This window comes from Rhodococcus sp. WY5 (genome assembly GCF_018588185.1).
Taxonomy (GTDB): Bacteria; Actinomycetota; Actinomycetes; order Mycobacteriales; family Mycobacteriaceae; genus Rhodococcus_F; species Rhodococcus_F qingshengii.
Genome location: NZ_JAAMPR010000001.1, coordinates 5630629 through 5645599, shown reverse-complemented (window position 1 = coordinate 5645599; position 14971 = coordinate 5630629). Strand labels below are relative to the sequence as shown.

The window sequence follows — 14971 nt, the reverse complement described above, 5'->3', positions numbered from 1 at the left end:
GGCGAGATGGCCGACAAGATTGAAGACGCCGGAGCAGGATTGTGGGAGCCGGTGCGCCCTGCCGAGCCGACGCGGCGCGAGCCGCGCGCATCCGCGCCCGAGCCGTCATCGGACTCGGTTCCCAGCGACGTTCGTAGTCTCTTCGTGGCCCCGGTCGACTCCGGGCCGCTCCAGCAAGTCGCCGGCCAGGTGCCCAGTGCACCCGCCGCTCCGCCGCCGACGACGACCCCAGCGGCTCCGGTACCAGGTCCCAAGACTCCGGTCATCCAGTATCCGGCAGCGCAGCCAGGCCCGATCAACGGCCAGTTCTCGACCTCGCCTGCGATGCCGATGCAGACCTACGAACCTACGAATCGTGTAGGGTCGCTTCCGGATTCACGAACTGGCGTTCCGCAGCCTGTTCAGAATTCGCAGCCTGTTCGGAACTCGCAGCCTGTTCAGAACCTGCATCCTGTTCAGAATTCGCAGCCCGGCCCGACGGCGCATTCATCCGCGAGACCGCTCCAGCAACCGCAGGCACCTTTTTCGCCCGGCGTCCATCCGCCCAATCCCGCGATTCGGCAGTTCGGTCATCCCGGCGCTGCGCCGGTGCAGAACGGCCACGCCCTCCAGAATGGTCAGGCCGTGCCGATGGCCCCGCCGACGGCGCCACCTACTCGCGCTCCGATGCCGCAGACCGGACTGACCTCGGCTCCGGACAGTCGCTTCGAGTCCGCTCTCCCGATGACTGCGCAAGATCTCTCGGCTGCGCTCCTCGTCAAGCGGCCTGTCCGGCCTGCCCCGGTGGGTGGCTGGCGCAAGGCGCTGTACACGTTGTCCGGCCGATCGGTGAACCTCGGAAACGGTGCAAAGGAGCAGCACCTCGTCGAGTTGACGCGCCAGATCAACCAGCCGCTGCAGGGCTGCTACAAGGTTGCGGTGCTCAGTCTCAAAGGCGGCGTCGGAAAAACCACGACCACAGCGACACTGGGGTCGATGTTCGGCTCGATCCGCGGCGATCGCGTCGTCGCTGTCGATGCAAACCCCGACCGGGGAACGCTGAGCCAGAAGATCCCGCTCGAAACTCCGGCAACAGTGCGAAACCTGCTGCGCGACGAGAACAGCATCGAGAAGTACAGCGACGTCCGTGGCTACACATCGCAAAATCGACACCGGCTCGAAGTGCTTGCCTCCGACAGCGATCCAGCAGTTTCAGAGGCCTTCAGCGGTGGGGACTACACGCGCACGGTCGACATGCTCGAGAAGTTCTACAGCATAGTTCTGACCGACTGCGGCACCGGATTGATGCACTCGGCGATGCAGGCCATTCTCGAAGGTGCAGATTCGTTGATCGTCGTCAGTTCCGGTTCCGTCGACGGTGCACGTAGCGCCTCCGCAACACTTGACTGGCTCGACGCTCACGGTTACAGCAGGCTGGTCGCCACGTCCGTAGCTGTCATCAACGCGGTACGGCCTCGCTCGGGCAAGGTTGATCTGCCGCGGGTCGTCGAGCACTTCGAGCAGCGCTGTCGAGCGGTGAAACTGATTCCGTTCGATCCGCATTTGGAAGAGGGCGCCGAAATCGATCTGGACCGGCTGCGTCCAGGTACTCGGGAAGCGGTGCTGGAGTTGGCTGCGGTGGTTGCGCAGGACTTTCCGGCCTCCCCGTTCGCGTTGACGGGGCGGTAATCGGATAGCCGGGTGAGCCCGGACGCTACGTCGACGCGTCAGTCGGCGGTACGTCCGGACCTTCCGTGCGCTTGCGTCGTGTTTGCTGGTTCACATTCCACAGGAATTCGGGATCGTCATCCGGCCCGCGTACACCGCTCACCGGGGTGCGCGTCGACGGATCGGGCCCGAATGCCTTCCACATCAGAACGATCAATGTCACCAAACCCACCAACGCCAACAGATACAACACGGCGCACCTCCTCAGGGAACTGAAGTCGAGCCTACTCAGTCTCCGCCCCGCTTCACCAGAAGTGGTGCGGACAAGCGTTTCGGCTCAGTGCGCTAGTGCTGTATCTGTCGGGTACTGCAAGATCTCTCGGGTACCGCAAAGTGCTTCGAAGTGAGCTGAAGTTGCTCAGTTGTTGTCTGCTTCGGTGGTCAGCGAGCGCAGAAGCTGCATGACCTCGGTCTCACGGAATCGACGATGTCCTCCTGGCGTGCGAAGCGAGCCCAGTCGTCCTGCGTGTGCCCAGCGGGTCACGGTCTTGGGATCGACATGAAACAATGCCGCTACCTGTCCGGGCGTCATGAGTGCGTCTGCGGCGGTATTGAAGGTTGGTGCGCTCATTGTGAGGTCCTCCATGTTGATGTCGAACGTTTGACGAACAGTGATTCCGAACCGAGCAGTGATTCCGAACTTTGGTTCCGAACCGGTGTGTCGACCAGTTGCCAAAAACCTGCGTCGAGTTTGTTTCGAAGTCCTTCGCTCACATTCGACCGTTTTCTGAGTGGTAGCGCAATGTTTGCACAGATATAGCCGGGTAGTCGATCTTTCAAGAAAAAGTAATGTTTAAGTAAAGGACAAAATGGATATAGCGGGCTCGGTCCCACCCGTATTCGGAATGGGTAACCTGAGAGGGTGAGTCAGTTGTCTGAAAACCCCGAAAATGTTCCTTCTGAGCCGGTCAAGGCCAGTAAACCTTCCGCAAACTCTGGGCAAGCAAAGTCGGCTTCCGGGCCGGTGACCAAGGGTCAACTGGCCCGCGACGTGGTGCTGTACTCGGTCGCTCGGCTGCTGCTTGTCGTCGTGATCGGTGCCGTCATCATCGGTGGCGGAAAGCTCGCCGGCACGGACGTTCCCTTGATCGTCGCGGCGCTGTTCGCAGTTCTGATCGCGCTGCCGCTGTCGTTGCTGCTCTTCGCGAAACTGCGCAAGCGTGTCAATGCGGGCATTGCGGCGGTCGACGCCCAGCGTCGGTCCGATCGTGACGATCTTCGCTCCAAGCTGCGCGGAGACGGGCGGTGACCACGGGCTCGCTCGACGTCGACCGTCGGACCTCACGCCAGTGGGTCGACAACGCGGTGCGGTTGATCGAAGCCGACGCGCAACGCAGCGCGGACACTCACCTGCTGCGCTATCCGCTGCCGAGTAACTGGACCGTCCAGCTTTATCTGAAGGACGAGTCGACCCACATCACGGGGAGTCTCAAGCATCGACTCGCACGGTCGCTTTTCCTCTACGCGATCTGCAACGGCTGGGTTACCGAAGAGACCACTGTCATCGAAGCGTCGTCCGGATCGACTGCTGTCAGCGAGGCGTATTTCGCGAAGTTGCTGGGCCTGGATTTTGTCGCGGTGATGCCCGCGAGCACGAGTCCCGCCAAGATCGCGTTGATCGAGGCGCAGGGGGGACGTTGTCATTTCGTGAGCGATCCGTCGTCGATCTACTCGGAATCGCATCGGCTCGCGAGTGAGTTGAACGGTCACTACATGGACCAGTTCACCCACGCCGAGCGCGCGACGGATTGGCGCGGAAACAACAACATCGCCGAATCGATCTTCACTCAGCTCGAACACGAGGAACATCCGATTCCCGACTGGGTGGTCGTCGGAGCCGGGACGGGCGGAACCGGTGCCACGATCGGCCGCTTTCTTCGTTACCGGAAATTCGACACGGGGCTGTGCGTGGTGGACCCGGAGCACTCCGTGTTTTTCGACGCGTGGCGAGCGAGCGATCCGTCGATCGTCGGTACTCGAGGTTCCCGGATCGAGGGCATCGGCCGTCCGCGCGTCGAACCGTCGTTTGTCGGTCAGGTGGTCGACCGAATGATCAAGGTGCCGGACGCAGGCTCGATCGCGGCCGCACGGCACGCCAGCGCGGCCCTGGGGCGCAAAGTGGGCGGCTCGACGGGGACGAACCTGTGGGGAGCTTTTGCGTTGATTGCCGAAATGATGGCGGCCGGGCGCAGCGGCAGCGTCGTCACCCTCCTGTGCGACGGCGGAGAGCGTTACTCGGGGACGTACTACAACGACGAATGGGTGGCGTCGGAAGGGATCGACCTGCTCGGTCCGACGGCAGTGCTGGACGAGTTCGTCCGTTCGGGTGCGTGGACGGCCAGTTCCTGAATCGCCGGCGCCGGACCGTGTGACGGGCGGCTCATCGTCACCCGCGGCCAGGCGTCCAGCCCGGACGACTGCTCGTCCGTTCTGATGCGTATCAGGCCGGGAGAGAGCGTGTTCTCGGCCAGACGCACGAACCCGAGTCGCTCGTAGTACGGCGCGTTCCACGGAACGTCGACGAACGTCGTCAGAGTCACGAGATCGTGGTGATGGTCCGCCGCCCATTCGGTGACGGCGTCGATCAGCTGAGCTCCGAGGCCTTTGCGGGCATGATCGGGGTGAACGGAGACCTGTTCGATATGCGCACCGCCGTCCACGATCTCGACGAGCGCGTACGCAACGGGTACGTCGTTTGCGTCGGTCTGAACCCAGATGTGCTCGGCTGCGAGAAAATCGTTCAACTCGTCGAGCGTCGGCGGTGGATCGTCTGCGATGGCGTCCATCCCGATGTCTCGGAACGGTTCGCCCGCGGCGATCTCGATCTGTTGCAGTGCGGGTAGGTCGGTGGATATGGCCGAGCGGATCACAGAAACCGTTTTACCTCGAGAGTGGAGTTTCTCCCAGCGCTACGCCTTCTGTAACGCAAACCTACGCAACCGTAGGTTGTGTATCGTTTGGTCAAGGGGCACTTCTCCAGCGAGGGCGGACCATGGGCAATCCTGAAGTTTCACTCGACAATTACGAGGCTGTGTACGAGTACTACCGCAGTCATCAGCAGAACCGATTCGTGGCGAAGCTCGCTTATGCCGCATTGGCGCTGAAGTACCGCCCGCGAGTGAGGTACGCGCCGGGTGCGGAAGCTGCGCTGAAGACTCTGCTGGAACGTAAGACGCAGTTGGTCGTGGCGGTCAATCATCTGACCGAGAGCGACCAGTTCACGCTCGCCGCGACCGCGTGGCGTACTCCGTTGCGTCGAGTGATCGGACGGACCCGGGTCCTCGCCAAAGACGAACTCTTCGTTGATCCTTCACAGCGCAAGAAGGTCGACATGATGGGCAGCATCCCGGTTTTTCGCAGCAAGAACTACGGTCTCCGGGCTGTTTCGGATGCCGGCCGAGTGATGATGGACGTCGCGGCCGAGCGTCTGGGCAACGGGGATTGTCTGGCGATTTTCCCGGAAGGGACGTGCAACACCGAAGATCCGACGCGGTTGCAGCACGTCAACAGTGGAATCGGCCACATCATCGCGCGCGCCGAGAAATTGGGATGCTCACCGGCTCTGGTGTCGATCGGCATCAACTACGGTCCGGTGGCCGGCGACGTCAAGGCTGCGAGTGTCTTTGTCGGAATGCCGGTGACCGAACTTCCGGACAAGCCGATGGATATCGCCCGAACTGTGCAGGCGGATTTGCAGGTGGCAGTGAACGGGGCCGTCGCCGGATACTAGGCGCGCCTGTCAATTTTGGTTGACAGATTCCGGTTGTCAACCTAAATTGACATCATGACCGAAGCAACCTCTCTCGCTGCTGCCGCCGGTAGCCCGGATCCCACCGAGGGATTGCGTGCTGTTCGAGCGCTGCGTCGTCTTCTCGAAAAACTCGAGGCCATTCAGGTCGCTAATGCGCGCCGTCACGGATGGTCCTGGCAGGCGATCGCGGAAGCTCTCGAGGTCAGCCGTCAAGCCGTCCACAAGAAATACGCGTCCGCGCAGTCGGAATCGATGCTGCGTTCACTGCGCGAGAAGGGCAGGTAATTGCCATGTTCGAAAGGTTCTCCGCACAGGCTCGAGGCGTCGTTGTCGATGCTGTCGCCGGCTCCGGTCCTGTCACGCCGATGGAACTTCTGACCGCGCTGCTCACCTCTGATCGGGGCATCGCCACCGAGGTGCTCACCGAGTCTGGTGTCACGCTCGACGTGATCCGCCACGCCGGCGCCGGATCGAACGAAGGTAGCTCCAACAATTTCGACGACGACGCCGAGATACTCAAGTCGATCGGCATCGATCTCGATGCGGTTCGGGAGAGTCTCGAGCAGTCCTTCGGCGAAGGTGTGCTGGACGAGACTCCTGTGCCGGACGGCGTCGACACTTCTCGCAAGAGCCGATTCGGGTTCCCTCGTTCACGATTCGAGAAGGACTCCAAGAAGGTGTTGGAACTCTCGCTCCGTGAAGCGCTCGCGCACAAGGACAATCGAATCGGTGCCGAACACATCCTGCTCGGCATCCTGCGTGTCGCCGACGGGCCTACCCGTCAGGCCCTCGAAACGCAGGTCACGATGTCGGTGATCCGTGAGCGCTTGGAAGCGAAGATGAATCGCGCCGCCTAGATTCGGCACGGCTCCGCATGCACGGGGCGGGATGTGCCAGCATTCAGACATGACATTTCTGGCACGTCTCATCATCAACGGCATAGCCATCTGGCTGGCGTCGGCGTGGGTCACCGGCATCACGATCGCCAACCACGACAACGGCACCTGGGGCACGGTTCTCGTGATCGCGGTGATCGCTTTGATCTTCACGGTGGTCAACGCGTTCATCAAGCCGGTAGTGCAGCTTCTCTCGCTACCGCTGCTCATCCTGACTCTCGGATTGTTCACGCTCGTGATCAACGCCCTCATGCTGATGCTGACGGCGTGGATCTCGTCTGGAACGTCCTACGGCTTGACGGTCGACGGCTTCTGGACGGCAGTCTGGGGCGCGCTGATCATCTCGATCGTGAACTTCCTGCTCAGCGCGTTCGTCCCGGACAACCGTTGAGTCCGTCGACTTTCAGGCGAGACTGAGCGCAACTGCGGTCGCGGCACCCCAGACGAGCATGGCGAGTCCGGTGTCGCGCAACGCGGGGATCAGGGCCATACCCTGCCCGCCCGAACGCAGTGGGGCGTTGGCTCGGATTGCCAGTGGCAACGCCAGCAATCCGAGCAATGCCCACGGAGTGCGCAGGATCAGCAGCAGGGTCGCGACGAACGGGACGGCCAGCAGGATCACGTGCAGTGTGCGGGTCTTGGCGTCGCCGAGCCGGACTGCGAGAGTGATCTTTCCAGACTCGGTGTCGGTCGGGATGTCTCGAAGATTGTTGGCAACGAGCACCGCGCTCGAGAACGAGCCGATGGCGATCGCGCCGGCCAGCCCGGCCAGATCCACCCGCTCGGCCTGTACGAACTGAGTTCCCAGCACTGCAATCAGTCCGAAGAAGATGAACACGGCGATCTCGCCGAACCCGCTGTATCCGTAAGGCTTCTTGCCGCCGGTGTAGAACCAGGCACCGATGATGCAGAACACGCCGACCGCAACCAGCCACCAGGCTGTGGTCGCCGCCAGAACGAACCCGGCTACCGCGGCAACGGTGAAGCAGCTGATCGCCGCGGCCTTCACAGCTCCGGGACTGACCAACTTCGATCCGACCAAGCGCAGTGGCCCGACGCGGTCGTCGTCCGTTCCGCGGATTCCGTCGGAGTAGTCGTTCGCGAAATTCACCCCGACGATCAAGGCCAAGGAGACGATCAGTGCCAGGAGCGCCTTCCACCACACTGCGAGGTCCAGGGACGCCGCGGCTCCGGTGCCGACCAGCACGGGCGCAATCGCGTTCGGGAGTGTGCGCGGCCTCGCGCCTTCGATCCATTGAGCAGCTGTTGCCATACAACGATCTTTGCACTGTGCAATACGATCGAACGCGGTGGATCAGCACATGACTCGAGACGTGAGTGAGCGCGCCAGGTACGCGCAGTCGGGCGAAGACCTGGCAGACATTGCCTTGCTCGGACCCGTTTCGACCAAAGTGGGCGATCGTCTGGTTCCGTTGCCGGGTCCGCGAGCTCGAACTCTGCTGGTTGCGCTGGCTCGCAATCCGGGTGAGCCACGTACCGCGCAGAGCCTGATCGACGACGTCTGGGGGCTGGAGCCGCCGCGCTCACCGATGAACGCCCTCCACACTCAGGTCTCGCGCCTGCGATCTGCACTCCCGGACGGGGCCCTCGAAGTCACGGCGGCCGGATACCGGCTCACTCTCGCTCGGGAGCGTGTCGACCTGGCCAGGGCAGCGGACGCCGCCCGTGGTCTGCGCACCGTCGGCGCCGACGCGTCCGAAGCGCTCGCAGTCACGACCGCGTCATTGCGCCTGTGGCGCGGTACCCCCGGGAGTGACGTCGTCGGCGACGTTGCAGATCGTCTGGCGCTCGACGCAGGCCGGGTGTACGACGAACTGGAGACGGCGCAGATCGACGCGTTGCTCACATTGGGGGAGTACGCGGCAGCCATTCCCCTGGTGCGCGGACGCCATCTGGCGAGCCCATTCGACGACACAGCGGCCGAGGCGTTGATGCGTGCGCTCGCCGGAGCAGGCCGAGTCAACGAGGCACTCGAAGTGTTCGCGGAGTTCCGCAACCACCTCGCCAATCGCCTGGGCGCTGATCCGTCACCCGCACTGGTGACTCTCAACGCGGAACTTCTCGGGGCACCTGCGGCTACACCGCGGGCCGCCCGTGCGATCGGTCTGCGCGCTGCCCCCAACACCTTGCTCGGTCGCGACAACGACATCGACCAGATCGAATCCTTGCTCGCCCGCTCGCGCGTCGTCACCATTCTCGGACCTGGTGGCGCCGGAAAGACCCGTCTCGCACACGAATTGGGCCTGCGCGGATCCGTGAACCAGCCGGGCGTCTCGGTGGTCCTCGTGGAGTTGGCGTCGTTGCGCAGCAGCGAAGATGTCATCGCGGCCATCGGAGGCACCCTCGGAATCAGCGAATCCGATCTGGCGCCAGGCAAATTGACCGTCGGCCGAACGCATTCGGCGAGAGAGCGACTCAAAGAGGCGCTGTCCGCTGGTCCGATGTTGCTCATCCTCGACAATTGTGAGCACGTGATCGGCGCGTGTTCGGAGATCGTGGCCGAGATGATCGCGGCCGGTCGTCAGCTGACGGTTCTGACCACCAGTCGTTCTCCGCTCATGATCAGTGCCGAGGCGGTGTACCCGTTGCCGCCGTTGGCGATCGAAGACGGAACCGGCTCGGCAGTCGAACTCTTCTCGGCGAGAGCCTGTGCGGTGCGGCCGTCTGTTCATCTGGACGTCGACGCGGTAGTCAAGCTGTGTACGACGCTCGACGGACTCCCGCTGGCGATCGAGCTCGCTGCCGCGCGGGTCCGCACCATGAGCGTCGACGAAATCGGTTCGAGACTGCGAGACAGGTTCGCGTTGTTGCGCTCCGATGATCCGACGTCTCCGGATCGGCATCGCACCCTGCACGCGGTGATCGACTGGAGCTGGAATCTGTTGGGCAGCGGGGATCAGATTGCGTTGCGTCGATTGTGCCGATTCCCGGCCGGCTTCACCCTTTCTTCGGCGCAGGCCGTTGCCGGGTGGGGCGAGTTGACCGATGTGGCAAGTGCCGTCGAAGCGCTGGTGAATCAGTCACTTCTTTCCGTCAGCGACGGGCAGGGAGATCTTCGGTACTACATGCTCGAGACTGTCCGTGAATACGGCGAGGAGCAACTCGCCGCGTCCGGGGAGGGGCCGGAAGTGATTCGGCGCCTCGACGACTGGGCCATTGCGATCGCCGAGGATGCCGTCGTGCGTGCACGGACGGATCAGCTCCGTCTGATTGCCGACCTCGATGCCGAGCACGACAACCTTCTGGCTGTACTTCGCTGGGCCGTGGAACGCGGCGACGCGGTGACCGTAGCCAACGTCTTTCCCGTCCTCGCGATTCTGTGGGCCGTACGAGGATCGAACTCGGAAATCTCGAACTGGGCGTCGAAGATCGTCGGGGCGACCGCGGACAACGATCTGCGCGACGTGAATGCAGAACTGGTGGGCGCTACGTTCATCCTGGTGGCGATGCATCTCTTCTTCGGAGAGGCCGATCGAAACCATGCCCGTGCGCGGATCCGACTTCGAAAGCTGTTGCGTGAGCGCGATGATCTCGGTCCGTTGTTCGCATTTCTGATCAAGCTGACCACGAGTGGGATCGCCAACCACAAACTTGCGCGGTTGGTGGCCGAAGGCGTTCGCAGTTCCGATCCCGAGACCCGCATGGCGGCGTTGTCCGCGCGTTCGAACATGCGGGAGAACATCGGAGATCTGCGCGGTGCATTGCTGGACGGGGAGACTCTGTTCGACTACGCCACCAGCATCGGTGACGAGTGGGGTCTGGCGATGGCGGCCCAACATGTCGGGTCGGTTCACAGCCAATCCGCCCGCTATGGCGAGGCCATCGAGTTCTACGCGATCGCGGCGGCGTCGATGGAACGCCTCGGTGCGCGTGACGAGGCGATGCAGCTCACCTGCTTTCAAGCCGGAGCAATGATCGCGGCCGGTGACACCGCTGGTGGTCGGGTGCTTCTCGATCGTGCACGTCCGGCATTGGCGCATTCGGGTGGGACCGGGGCCATCGAAACCGATCAACGGCGTGCGGCGCTCATAGCGAGTATCGCCGAGGCGGATCTCGCGGACGGCCGTATCGACGAGGGCTTGGCTCGGTATCGAGAAGCGCTGGAGCTGTTGGGTTCTGCGATCGAGAACATCTTCGGTGATCCCTTCGTCGTTCTGCTCGGTGCCGCGGCTGTGTGCGCTCACGCAGTTCACGGCAGGCACGAACTGGTGGCGGGCCGCGTTCTGCAGATGAAGGAGTCGAGTGCTCTCAAGCTCGATCCCAACGGTTACGCGGACCTGCCACTCGCCGGTTCGTTGGCATCGGCGATCGGGTCGTTCGATCTTGTCACGGGCAACATCGAACGCGGAGTCGAACTGATGGCGTTGTCGTTGAAAATGCCGGGGAGACAAGACTTCGTCTCGCTCCATCACGCGCGCCTCTCCGACTTCGCGGTTGGTCTGGTCGGAGCCGACAGGTGGTCTGTGGAAACCGAGAAGGTATCGGGTTACTCACGCAGAACGGTCCGCGAAGCAGTGTTGGCTGCGCTTCGCGGACCGGTGCTGGACTAGGTCTGGACGATGGTGCGGGACTTATGTCTTGCGCATGTACATCCGCACGGTCAAAGGTGCCATGACGGCAACGATCACCGCGGCGCCCACCAGCGACCACACGACGTGGATACCGAAGTGGCCGTCGTTGGCCAGCTCGCGAACCGCGGTCACCAGGTGTGAGACCGGATTGACGTTCACGAACTTCTGAAGCCAACTCGGCATGGTGGCAGGATCGACGAACGCATTCGACAGGAACGTCAGCGGGAACAGCACGAGCATCGAAACACCCTGCACCGTGGACGCTTTGTTCATCAGCACGCCCATGAGAGCGAAGATCCAGCTGATGGAGAAGGCGCACACCATGACCAGGATCGCGGCAGACAGAATGCCGACCACGCCGCCTGCGGGGCGGTAACCCATCGCGAAACCGACGATGAACGTGATGGTCGTGGCGATGCCGTAGCGCACGACGTCGGCGAGCAATGCACCGGACAGCGGGGCGATACGAGCGATGGGAAGGGACTTGAAGCGGTCGAACACGCCCTTGTCCATGTCCTCACGAAGCTGCGTGCCCGTGACGATGGAACCGGTGATGACGGTCTGGACGAGGATGCCGGGGATGATCGTCGGCAGATATGCCGTCACGTCACCGGCGATCGCGCCGCCGAAGATGTAGGTGAACATCAACGTGAAGATGATCGGCTGGATGACGACGTCGAACAGTTGCTCGGGGTTGTGCTTGATCTTGAGAATTCCGCGGTACGCCATCGTGAACGTGTTCGCGAAGCTCTGCTGCAGGCTGATGCGGCGGGGTGCGGCATCCGGCTGGGCTATCGGCGACCGGGGTTTGGTGAGAGTGGTTGTCATGCGACGCTCCGATCGGAGTCGTTGTCGGACTGGGCGTCGTTGCGACCACCGTCTTCGGGCTGGTGCCCGGTGATGGTCAGGAACACTTCGTCCAGGCTGGGTTTCTGTACGTTGATTTCGTCGACGGCGATACCTTGCTCACGCAGACGGATCAACAGGTCCGCCGTGATCGACGGGTCGCTCAGCGGGGCGGTGATCCGCCCGACCTCGGGAGTGACACCCACCTCGACGCTCAGCGCAGCGGCGATGAGCGAGCGAGCCTCCTCGGTGCGATCACGATCGACCAGCTTGAGTTGGAGCGAGGAGATCCCGACCGAAGCCTTGAGTTCGTCGGCGGTGCCGTTGGCGATCACGCGGCCGCGGTCGATCACCGCGATGCGATCGGCCAGTTGATCGGCTTCGTCGAGGTACTGCGTGGTGAGCAACACCGTCGAACCCTCGGCGACGAGTCGCCGGATGGTCACCCACATCTGGGCGCGGGTGCGCGGATCGAGGCCGGTGGTGGGCTCGTCGAGAAACAGCAGCGGCGGGCGCGCGATCAGGCTTGCCGCCAGATCCAGGCGTCGACGCATGCCGCCGGAGAAGTTCTTCAGCGGTTTGGTCGCGGCCTCGACCAGATCGAACTCCTCGAGGAGTTCCAGGGACTTGGTGCGCGCATCGCGGCGGCTCAGGCCGAGCAACCGGGAGAAGATCACGAGGTTCTCGGTCGCCGTCAGATCCTCGTCGACGGAGGCGTACTGACCGGTGACGCCGATCAGGGATCGGACCGCGGTGGGTTCACGGCTGACGTCGTGGCCGAAGATGCGCGCCTCACCGCCGTCGGGGCGAAGGAGAGTGGCGAGCATGCGGACGGTGGTGGTCTTGCCGGCGCCGTTCGGCCCGAGGACGCCGAACACCGAGCCGGTGGGGACGGTGAGGCTGACGCCGTCGACCGCGCGGTGCTCGCCGAACTTCTTGACGAGTCCGTCGGCCTCGATGGCAAGAGGCGAAGCTGTGTGGTTCATGGGATGAAGCTTGGCAGACCGATCTTGCATGGACCTTGCGTGGAACTTGCGGTTACTTGCACAGCGCGCGAGGTCGGTGCTGCGGCTGCTAGCTGAACCGCGCTACCAGTGCGGCGCGGTCGAGCTTGCCCGGCCCCCGGAGTGGCAGTGCGTCCACGACGAACAGCTCGCGCGGCGCCGCGGTGACGTCGAGTGTCCGCTGCGCATGTGTGCGTAGTTCATCGAGCGTCGGAGCTTCGCCCTCGGGTACGACGACGGCCACCACCCGCTGCCCCAGCCGCGGGTCCTCGATGCCGATCACCGCGCACTCGCGAACGGCGGGGTGATCGGCCAGCGCGGCCTCGACCACCTGCGGTACGACGGTCAGCCCGCCGGTGGAGATTGCCTCGTCCAACCGGCCGCTGATGCGAAGGACCCCGTCGACCACTGATCCGGCGTCGTCGGTCCGGAACCATCCGGGTTCGGCGAAGGCAGGGTGGTCGGGAAGCCGGCGGTACCCGGACGCGAGCATCGGACCGCCCAGCAGTACTCGCCCGTCGTCGATACGAATCTGTGCTCCGGACAACGGGATTCCGTCGTAGACGCAACCGCCGGACGTTTCGCTCATCCCGTAGGTGCGGACGACGGTGATGCCCGCTTCGGTCGCCTGCGCGAGTACCGGTGCGGGAGTAGCAGCGCCGCCGAGCAGAACCGCGTCGAGCGAAGCCAGAGCCTCGACCGCGGAGCGATCACCGAGTGCCTTGACCAACTGCGTCGGCACCAACGAGGTGTAGCGGCGCGGTCCGCTCATCGCGGCGACAGCGCCCGGCAATGCGGCAGGGTCGAAACCCGCACTGACGTCGACGATCACCGGTTGTGTTCCGGCGAGGACACTGCGCAACAGAACTTGCATCCCGGCGATGTGGTGCGGGGGGAGAACCAGCAACCAGGATCCGGTGCCGCCGAGGCGTTCATGGGTCGCGTCGCCGCTGGCTCGCAGTGCGCTCGCGGCGAGCATCGCGCCCTTCGGGGTTCCGGTGGTCCCGGACGTGGCGACCACCAGCGAGATGCCGTCGTCGATGGGCTGATCGGGGTGCAGAGCGTCGCTCAGTCGGGCCGTCTCGCGTGCGTCGGCCGCCGGGACGGGAAGCACGGCGTCGTGCACGCCGTCCAGGATCTGCGCGATGGCAGGCAGTACCTCGAAGACCGCCTCACCCTGTGGAACGGCCAGTGTGCGAAGAACGTTCACCGGACGTCCGGCCCGGCCAGCGGCCAACCACCGGCAGCCAGATGGCTTCGTACGCGGTCGACGTCGGTTTCGAGTGGCATCTCGTTGGTGATCTTCGTGATGAGGACCTGGATGTCGGTCTTCTCGATGGGCAGATCGCCGTCCTCGATCAACGCGTCGGCGACGGCGTCGACCTCGGTTTCGGAGAGTCTGCGAGTGAGGAGCGCGAAAAGTGGGATGTAGTCCTGCTCGGGGACGCCATTGGGATAGCCGGCCCGCAACCAGCCGACTATCGACGTGAGGAAGGGCGGAAGGGCCATGACGTCAGCTCACGTCTCGAACTTCGTTGTCGGTGTCCACGTCTTCGATGACCGGCCACCCACCTGCGCGCAGCCTTTCGGTGACACGATCGACGTCGTCCTCGGACGGCTCCTCGTTGAGGATTCCCTCGATGATGGCGCGGATGGTGTCGTAGTCGACGTGGCGGTCCGGCACTTCGTGTGCCGACTCGATGGACATCGAAACGACCTGCTCGATCTCCTCGTCGGTCAGACGACGACGGAGAACGGCGAGCAGCGCAAAATGATCCTTGTCCGGGATGCCCTCGGGATACCCGGCACGCAGCCAGTCGAGCACGCTGCGCAATGAATACTTGCTCAAATCCTCGGCCTCATTTTCGTTTCGGTGGTTTCAGTGGTGCGCCGCGACGACCACTCAGAAGACGTGGATTCCGAACGTGCTGGCCAAGAAGTTCTTCATCAACAACAGAATTCCGGCGAAGATCGTGACGAGCACGACCGCAAAACAGAGGTACGCACCCATTTTACCCAGGGTGGACGGTCCTTCGGTGCCGTCGGCGTTCGGCAGACTCAGCGACTTGAGGCCGAAGGCGAAGATCGCCGGCAGTCCGGCTCCGAAGAGCAGTCCGACTGCCACTACCTGCCAGAGCGAATCGAGGGTATCGGTGAGTAGATGCATTCTCTTGC

General features: G+C 63.4%; 18 protein-coding genes. 8 read left to right on the top strand and 10 right to left on the bottom strand.

Annotated features, from left to right (window positions below):
• The first annotated feature begins 6 nt into the window (after positions 1–6).
• On the top strand, positions 7–1668 hold the full coding sequence (locus tag G4D79_RS25950; protein ID WP_214514540.1) for a MinD/ParA family protein: 1662 nt from the start codon (positions 7–9) through the stop codon (positions 1666–1668).
• 25 nt (positions 1669–1693) lie between these two features.
• Here the strand turns inward: G4D79_RS25950 and G4D79_RS25945 are convergent, their stop codons facing one another.
• Both G4D79_RS25945 and G4D79_RS25940 read right to left on the bottom strand, forming a co-directional pair.
• The gene (locus G4D79_RS25945) at positions 1694–1900 is read right to left on the bottom strand and encodes a hypothetical protein (RefSeq protein WP_003941996.1); all 207 of its coding nucleotides are present in this window, start codon (positions 1898–1900) and stop codon (positions 1694–1696) included.
• Between the two features lie 165 nt (positions 1901–2065).
• Positions 2066–2278 (bottom strand): BldC family transcriptional regulator, encoded by a 213-nt coding sequence (locus tag G4D79_RS25940; RefSeq protein WP_003942029.1) that lies wholly within the window; start codon positions 2276–2278, stop codon positions 2066–2068.
• 291 nt (positions 2279–2569) lie between these two features.
• On the opposite strand from G4D79_RS25940, the gene G4D79_RS25935 reads away from it, so the two are divergent.
• Positions 2570–2956, top strand: coding sequence for a DUF4229 domain-containing protein (locus G4D79_RS25935; protein WP_030535490.1), 387 nt, complete (start codon positions 2570–2572; stop codon positions 2954–2956).
• Positions 2953–4056: a PLP-dependent cysteine synthase family protein gene (locus tag G4D79_RS25930; RefSeq protein WP_063314765.1), complete on the top strand. Its 1104-nt coding sequence runs from the start codon at positions 2953–2955 to the stop codon at positions 4054–4056. Before G4D79_RS25935 ends, G4D79_RS25930 begins: the two co-directional genes overlap by 4 nt.
• On the opposite strand, the gene G4D79_RS25925 is transcribed toward G4D79_RS25930, so the two are convergent.
• Positions 3954–4577, bottom strand: a complete 624-nt coding sequence (locus G4D79_RS25925) for a GNAT family N-acetyltransferase (protein ID WP_063314764.1) — start codon at positions 4575–4577, stop codon at positions 3954–3956. The two genes, G4D79_RS25930 and G4D79_RS25925, sit on opposite strands and share 103 nt — an antisense overlap.
• Positions 4578–4699: 122 nt before the next feature.
• On the opposite strand from G4D79_RS25925, the gene G4D79_RS25920 reads away from it, so the two are divergent.
• From G4D79_RS25920 to G4D79_RS25905, 4 genes are read left to right on the top strand one after another with little or no spacing between them, the layout of a single operon-like run.
• Positions 4700–5437 carry a 1-acyl-sn-glycerol-3-phosphate acyltransferase gene (locus tag G4D79_RS25920; RefSeq protein WP_054828445.1) on the top strand — a complete coding sequence of 246 codons (738 nt, stop codon included), beginning with the start codon at positions 4700–4702 and terminating at the stop codon, positions 5435–5437.
• Positions 5438–5491: 54 nt separating this feature from the next.
• Positions 5492–5743: an HTH domain-containing protein gene (locus G4D79_RS25915; RefSeq protein WP_003941869.1), complete on the top strand. Its 252-nt coding sequence runs from the start codon at positions 5492–5494 to the stop codon at positions 5741–5743.
• Between the two features lie 5 nt (positions 5744–5748).
• A complete protein-coding gene (locus G4D79_RS25910) occupies positions 5749–6315 on the top strand; it encodes a Clp protease N-terminal domain-containing protein (protein ID WP_003941949.1) in 567 nt (188 codons plus the stop codon).
• Between the two features lie 49 nt (positions 6316–6364).
• On the top strand, positions 6365–6745 hold the full coding sequence (locus G4D79_RS25905) for a phage holin family protein (protein WP_003941998.1): 381 nt from the start codon (positions 6365–6367) through the stop codon (positions 6743–6745).
• Positions 6746–6757: 12 nt separating this feature from the next.
• On the opposite strand, the gene G4D79_RS25900 is transcribed toward G4D79_RS25905, so the two are convergent.
• Positions 6758–7627, bottom strand: coding sequence for a 1,4-dihydroxy-2-naphthoate polyprenyltransferase (locus tag G4D79_RS25900; protein WP_019744341.1), 870 nt, complete (start codon positions 7625–7627; stop codon positions 6758–6760).
• 49 nt (positions 7628–7676) lie between these two features.
• Here G4D79_RS25900 and G4D79_RS25895 point away from each other — a divergent pair, with 49 nt between their 5' ends.
• Positions 7677–10925, top strand: a complete 3249-nt coding sequence (locus G4D79_RS25895) for a BTAD domain-containing putative transcriptional regulator (protein WP_214514539.1) — start codon at positions 7677–7679, stop codon at positions 10923–10925.
• 21 nt (positions 10926–10946) lie between these two features.
• Here G4D79_RS25895 and G4D79_RS25890 read toward each other — a convergent pair whose 3' ends face one another.
• The 6 genes from G4D79_RS25890 to G4D79_RS25865 form a co-directional block, all read right to left on the bottom strand.
• On the bottom strand, positions 10947–11774 hold the full coding sequence (locus G4D79_RS25890) for an ABC transporter permease (protein WP_003941848.1): 828 nt from the start codon (positions 11772–11774) through the stop codon (positions 10947–10949).
• Positions 11771–12778: a daunorubicin resistance protein DrrA family ABC transporter ATP-binding protein gene (locus G4D79_RS25885; RefSeq protein WP_003941960.1), complete on the bottom strand. Its 1008-nt coding sequence runs from the start codon at positions 12776–12778 to the stop codon at positions 11771–11773. The genes G4D79_RS25890 and G4D79_RS25885 overlap by 4 nt, the downstream gene beginning before the upstream one ends.
• Positions 12779–12866: 88 nt before the next feature.
• The gene (gene menE, locus G4D79_RS25880; RefSeq protein WP_214514538.1) at positions 12867–14006 is read right to left on the bottom strand and encodes an o-succinylbenzoate--CoA ligase; all 1140 of its coding nucleotides are present in this window, start codon (positions 14004–14006) and stop codon (positions 12867–12869) included.
• Positions 14003–14305: a DUF3349 domain-containing protein gene (locus tag G4D79_RS25875; protein ID WP_003941976.1), complete on the bottom strand. Its 303-nt coding sequence runs from the start codon at positions 14303–14305 to the stop codon at positions 14003–14005. Before G4D79_RS25875 ends, menE begins: the two co-directional genes overlap by 4 nt.
• Before the next feature lie 4 nt (positions 14306–14309).
• Positions 14310–14645: a DUF3349 domain-containing protein gene (locus G4D79_RS25870; RefSeq protein WP_003941853.1), complete on the bottom strand. Its 336-nt coding sequence runs from the start codon at positions 14643–14645 to the stop codon at positions 14310–14312.
• A gap of 54 nt (positions 14646–14699) precedes the next feature.
• Positions 14700–14963: a hypothetical protein gene (locus tag G4D79_RS25865; RefSeq protein WP_003942079.1), complete on the bottom strand. Its 264-nt coding sequence runs from the start codon at positions 14961–14963 to the stop codon at positions 14700–14702.
• Positions 14964–14971 lie beyond the last annotated feature (8 nt).

Coding starts and splice junctions, on each gene's coding strand:
- G4D79_RS25950 (WP_214514540.1), top strand. CDS start 7: ATGGCCGACAAGATTGAAGACGCCGGAGCAGGATTGTGGGAGCCGGTG.
- G4D79_RS25940 (WP_003942029.1), bottom strand. CDS start 2,278: ATGAGCGCACCAACCTTCAATACCGCCGCAGACGCACTCATGACGCCC.
- G4D79_RS25920 (WP_054828445.1), top strand. CDS start 4,700: ATGGGCAATCCTGAAGTTTCACTCGACAATTACGAGGCTGTGTACGAG.
- G4D79_RS25915 (WP_003941869.1), top strand. CDS start 5,492: ATGACCGAAGCAACCTCTCTCGCTGCTGCCGCCGGTAGCCCGGATCCC.
- G4D79_RS25910 (WP_003941949.1), top strand. CDS start 5,749: ATGTTCGAAAGGTTCTCCGCACAGGCTCGAGGCGTCGTTGTCGATGCT.
- G4D79_RS25905 (WP_003941998.1), top strand. CDS start 6,365: ATGACATTTCTGGCACGTCTCATCATCAACGGCATAGCCATCTGGCTG.
- G4D79_RS25900 (WP_019744341.1), bottom strand. CDS start 7,627: ATGGCAACAGCTGCTCAATGGATCGAAGGCGCGAGGCCGCGCACACTC.
- G4D79_RS25895 (WP_214514539.1), top strand. CDS start 7,677: ATGACTCGAGACGTGAGTGAGCGCGCCAGGTACGCGCAGTCGGGCGAA.
- G4D79_RS25890 (WP_003941848.1), bottom strand. CDS start 11,774: ATGACAACCACTCTCACCAAACCCCGGTCGCCGATAGCCCAGCCGGAT.
- G4D79_RS25885 (WP_003941960.1), bottom strand. CDS start 12,778: ATGAACCACACAGCTTCGCCTCTTGCCATCGAGGCCGACGGACTCGTC.
- G4D79_RS25875 (WP_003941976.1), bottom strand. CDS start 14,305: ATGGCCCTTCCGCCCTTCCTCACGTCGATAGTCGGCTGGTTGCGGGCC.
- G4D79_RS25865 (WP_003942079.1), bottom strand. CDS start 14,963: ATGCATCTACTCACCGATACCCTCGATTCGCTCTGGCAGGTAGTGGCA.